9 protein-coding genes and 1 pseudogene are annotated in these 4,241 nt (G+C 45.3%); 2 read left to right on the top strand and 8 right to left on the bottom strand.

Annotation, left to right across the window (positions count from 1 at the left end):
* The 8 genes and pseudogenes from Q0198_RS03080 to Q0198_RS03115 all read right to left on the bottom strand — a co-directional run.
* Window positions 1-502, bottom strand: a pseudogene (locus Q0198_RS03080) (baseplate assembly protein); the annotation flags it as partial.
* Window positions 499-783 carry a GPW/gp25 family protein gene (locus tag Q0198_RS03085; protein ID WP_297894824.1) on the bottom strand — a complete coding sequence of 95 codons (285 nt, stop codon included), beginning with the start codon at window positions 781-783 and terminating at the stop codon, window positions 499-501. The pseudogene Q0198_RS03080 and the gene Q0198_RS03085, both read right to left, overlap by 4 nt.
* Before the next feature lies 1 nt (window position 784).
* Window positions 785-1,390: a phage baseplate assembly protein V gene (locus tag Q0198_RS03090; RefSeq protein ID WP_297894826.1), complete on the bottom strand. Its 606-nt coding sequence runs from the start codon at window positions 1,388-1,390 to the stop codon at window positions 785-787.
* Window positions 1,380-1,673 (bottom strand): hypothetical protein, encoded by a 294-nt coding sequence (locus tag Q0198_RS03095; RefSeq protein ID WP_297894829.1) that lies wholly within the window; start codon window positions 1,671-1,673, stop codon window positions 1,380-1,382. The genes Q0198_RS03090 and Q0198_RS03095 overlap by 11 nt, the downstream gene beginning before the upstream one ends.
* A gap of 3 nt (window positions 1,674-1,676) precedes the next feature.
* A complete protein-coding gene (locus Q0198_RS03100; protein ID WP_297894832.1) occupies window positions 1,677-1,859 on the bottom strand; it encodes a hypothetical protein in 183 nt (60 codons plus the stop codon).
* Window positions 1,859-2,062: a hypothetical protein gene (locus tag Q0198_RS03105; RefSeq protein WP_297894835.1), complete on the bottom strand. Its 204-nt coding sequence runs from the start codon at window positions 2,060-2,062 to the stop codon at window positions 1,859-1,861. The genes Q0198_RS03100 and Q0198_RS03105 overlap by 1 nt, the downstream gene beginning before the upstream one ends.
* Complete coding sequence (locus Q0198_RS03110) at window positions 2,046-2,354, bottom strand: hypothetical protein (RefSeq protein WP_297894838.1); 309 nt, start codon at window positions 2,352-2,354, stop codon at window positions 2,046-2,048. The genes Q0198_RS03105 and Q0198_RS03110 overlap by 17 nt, the downstream gene beginning before the upstream one ends.
* Window positions 2,335-2,775, bottom strand: a complete 441-nt coding sequence (locus Q0198_RS03115) for a glycoside hydrolase family protein (RefSeq protein ID WP_297894841.1) — start codon at window positions 2,773-2,775, stop codon at window positions 2,335-2,337. The genes Q0198_RS03110 and Q0198_RS03115 overlap by 20 nt, the downstream gene beginning before the upstream one ends.
* A gap of 179 nt (window positions 2,776-2,954) precedes the next feature.
* Here Q0198_RS03115 and Q0198_RS03120 point away from each other — a divergent pair, with 179 nt between their 5' ends.
* Both Q0198_RS03120 and Q0198_RS03125 read left to right on the top strand, forming a co-directional pair.
* Complete coding sequence (locus Q0198_RS03120; RefSeq protein WP_297894844.1) at window positions 2,955-3,398, top strand: hypothetical protein; 444 nt, start codon at window positions 2,955-2,957, stop codon at window positions 3,396-3,398.
* A gap of 38 nt (window positions 3,399-3,436) precedes the next feature.
* Window positions 3,437-4,241, top strand: an 805-nt coding sequence (locus tag Q0198_RS03125; RefSeq protein WP_297894848.1) for a phage protease, incomplete at its 3' end; no start/stop codon positions are given.

A 4,241-nucleotide genomic window follows, 5' to 3' on the forward strand; every position in this document is an offset into this window, starting at 1 on the left:
GGGTTTGGATGAGCTCGCATTTGGCCGTACTCTCTTTTACGAATGCATCTAATATGCTGATGCCGGTTATACTCGTTTGCCCCGCCTTGATTTGCAAACTCTCTTTGAGTTTCGCAGTTTGTCCGTCCTGCGATGCGAGCACCAATCCCGCAGGGATCAGCACATCGTAACTAAGCGCGACAGAGAGGGTAAATTTTACGCTCGCTGCCGGTCTTTCGCCCCTTAACCGTTCTATACCGTACATCGCAACGATATTGTCAAGATCAGCCCCCTGCGCGAAAGGTAGCAACATAGATTTTACGGCACTATTGATACGGGCGCGCAAAAGAAGCTCGCGATATGCGAGCGTCTCAAGCAAGGCTGAAAAGCGATCGCTTTCAAGAAGCGAAATTTCATCGTCATTTATATGCTTTTTAAAAAGCTCTTTAACGGCTTTTAAAATTTCATCGTAGCTCAACTGCTCGATGACATTCGGATAGGGCAAATTTTTAAGAAAGCTCATATTTCCACTCCGATCTCTTTGCCGTTTGTTAGCACAATTTTAAAGCTGAGCTTGTGATCTTTGAGGCTTATCAATTTAACTTCGTCGATCTGCACCCGCTTTTCCCATCTTTGCACCGCCTCAATGACGAAATAGCTCAAATCGGCGCGAAACTCATCATTGACCCGTCTATCGATCAGCTCAAAAAGGCGGCTGCCGTACTGCGGCAGCATTACCCGAGAGCCGATAGGAGTGCTTAGGATATCTCTGATACTATCTTCTACGCTTACTAAGTATTTCATCTCAATCCCTCGCTACTCCGCCGTTGGTATGGCTCGAAAGCGAGCCCCTGCCGTCGCTGATGTCGCCGCTTGCCTTGAGCGAGCCTGTGATATTGAGATCTCCATTGATCGCAAAGCTTCCGCTTCCTCCGCCGCTTCCGCTCGTAGTGATCGATCCTTGAATGATCGTATTTCCCAAAAGCTTGATATTACCGCTTTGTACGGTAGTATCATCCGCTTTTACGCTCACCGATTTTGCGGTCAAGCTTGCGTTTTCGCAGGCGATATTGATCTGCTTCGGGCTTGAAATTTCAAGACTGGAGCTTGCGGTATCATAGCTCATCCTTACGCCGTCTTCAAAAGCGACATGGATCTTCGTATCGGTCGGGTTCGCTTTGTGGGCGGTCTGATAGATACCGCGTAGGATCACGCCTGCATTGAGCTCGCCTCGTACCGGCAGCACAAGCACCTGCTCTCCCACGCGGATCGGCGCAAAGCTTACAGCAAAGGAATTGGCGCAGGCTTGAAATACAGGTAAGAAGTCAGTGACCATATCGCCGATCGCAACCCTTGCGCGATCCCCGCCTACTTCACTGATGATGCCGATCTCGTTTAGGTTATTGCTCATATTGTTCGTCCTTGTTGTTACCGTCTAGATCAAATTTATTTCTTATAAATCCGACTGCCAAATCCAAAATTCCGCTGCCTTTAAAGGCACCGATCCCGCAGATCGCAAGGCTCAGGCGCATATCTTTGCAGAAAAAGAAAGATATTTCATAAATGATGTATGCGCTAAAACAGCCATCCAATACTCGTTTGATAAAATTGCCCGCGCCACGCTCACCATACTTCAAAAAGGCCGTTACGCTGCCCGCAACGCCTGCAGCTAATATATAGAGCAGATACTCCATGGCTCATACTCTAAAGGTTTTATATAGCGACGTAGGCGAAAAAAGAGCGCCCGCAACGCCTATACAAAGCGACCAAAGAAGGAGCACTAAATTTTCGCTTCGTATAAAGTTGTCAAAGACTACGTAAAGCTCAAGGTTAAATACCACCAAGACAAAAGCTCTAAGCAAATAAATCAAAGTTTTCATTACTCGCTCCTCGTGCAGTCTTTGGCTATCTCTTCGCATTTGAGAAAATACCTCACAAGCTCTTTATGCGCTTCAAAGCTGCCGTTTGCCGCAGGTTTAAGCGGCATTTTCAGATTGCAGCGCACAGGCACATAGACTTGCTTTATCTGTGGTTCCTTTGTGCTGCAACCAAATAGGCAAAGCACGCTAAAAAGCGCTATCAAGAAGTTTTTTATACGCATCGAGTTGTGCCTCGCAACTTTTATCTTTGACGTAAATTTTAGAAACGCTTTGGATCTTGCTCTCGTTGCGGCGACTTGCGTTCACCTCAAGGGATTTGATCGCGGCGTTTTGCAGGCTTAGATTTAGCTCGCATTGCCCTATCTGCGCCTTAAGCTTTGCATTTTCAGTGCTTAGCTGCGAAATATCGCTTTTTAGAAGCGCTATGCAAATTCCGCTTGCGACCAGCGTCGCCGCAAAGGCGATGCCGATAAGCTTAATGTTTAATAAGCCCATTTAATACCTTCTTTGCACGATTTGGAGTCTGCTGCGCCCAAAGGCTACGAAGCCCGTTTGCGATAGCCTTTTCATATTCGCTAGTTCTTATGTAGTGAAGCGTCGTAACGAATTTTTTAACCTTGTTAACGTCCATCTGATAGCACATCTCTATCACTACGTCCTGCACGTTTTGCGGTTTGTCTTGAAGCCAGGCAAAGGCTTCAAATACCCTAGGCTTTAACTTTTTTAATTTCAGCTCTAAAATTTGATCCGCCGCCGCGCGGCCCATCGGCTCTATCTTTCCGCCGTTTAGTGCTAGCTCGTCGGGGCTCAAGGCCGAAACTAAAAAGCCGTAGCCGATAGTCTTGTAGCCCCTTGTGTCCTCATAAATTTCACCGCAAAAGCCTTCGTTTTCTTTGATGTTTGCGATTAGGCTCATATTCGCTCCTCGTTTTTTTGCGGCAATCATACGGATTTTTTCGCTCAAAATCTATCAAAGGATTTTGTCAAAGAATTTTGTCAAAAAACTGTGACAAAGAATTGTGTCAAAGAATTTTGATAGATTTTGAGATCTCTTTCGCGCTATAGTTGCGAAAAATGGCGAGAGCAGGAGATGGAATGCTTGTAGAGTTTGAAAAAGAGTTGATCGAAACCATCAAAGAGGTTTGTAAAAATACTTCGCCCTATCTCGGTGAGCTTGAGAATAAGGACGAAATGGAGCTGCTTATAAAAGGCGGAGATAGCTTTGTGTTCGTAGAGTTTCTAAGCGAGAGATATGAAAACGTGGTGAGCAAAATAGGCACCTTCAACATTCACATTTTAAGCACAACGTCTAGCAAGCAGCAAAGCTATAGGCAAGAAAATATATATAGGGCCATCGATCTTTGTGAAAAAATCGACAAAAAGCTCAGGACGTCTGAGCTCAATAATGAATTTCGAATTGAGCCGAAAACCTTGAAAGTGACACATAATAGCATAACCGATTACGGGTATATGTATGTTTTGACGCGAGAAATTCAGACTGAGTTTCTTGAAAAAAGCGAATGGCTCAAAGAGGGCTAGGTTGTAAGGTTGTAACGATTGTATCGAAAGAGGAATAGATGAGATTTCAAGCAAATTTAATATCGCTTAAGAGCGAGAACACGGGCGATGATCTTGTAGAGTTGCTACTAGCGGTTCCGGGTGAATGGAAAGGGCATTATAGCGGAGTATTTCGTATCGATAGCGCAGATTTAGAAAAGATGAAGCTTAATTTTGATGCTCGCAAGATAGATCTCGTAATTGACTACGAGCATCAAACCCTTATGGGTTGTGAAGCGCCTGCGGCGGGCTGGATCAAAGAGATGCATATAAGAGACGGCAAGCTTTATGGAATGGCGAGTTGGACCGCAAAAGCGAAAGAATACATCAAAAACGGCGAATACAGATATCTAAGCCCGGTATTCAATTTTGAAGCGGTCGACAAAAAGACGGGAGCGTGGATAGGCTGCGAGATCGAAAGCGTCGCGTTAACAAATACGCCGTTTCTTGATGAGCTTGAAGAGATAAGAGCAAATAAAAATTTTATGGCAAAGGAGAAAAATATGCCTGAAAACGAAAAAAATGGTGCGGATGTCGCTGCGCTAAAAGCGCAATACGACGCGCAAATCACTGCTTTAAAAGCGGAGCTTGAGACAAGCAGGAGCGAGGTTGCAGCGCTAAGCGAGCAGCTTGCGGAGAGTGCGGTAGAGGGTGCCATCATTGCAAATAAGCTTCCCGAGGGACAAAAGCAGTGGGCGCTAAGCTATGCAAAGACCGATTTAAACGGCTTTAAAGAGTTTTTAAAGGGCGTTACGCCGCCTCAAAAAACAGACTTGCCGAAGAACGATCTGTTTGCCAATAAAAACCAACCCCAAAACGACATCG

Origin of the sequence: uncultured Campylobacter sp. (genome assembly GCF_938045205.1) — a bacterium.
In the GTDB taxonomy this organism is placed as follows: Bacteria; Campylobacterota; Campylobacteria; order Campylobacterales; family Campylobacteraceae; genus Campylobacter_B.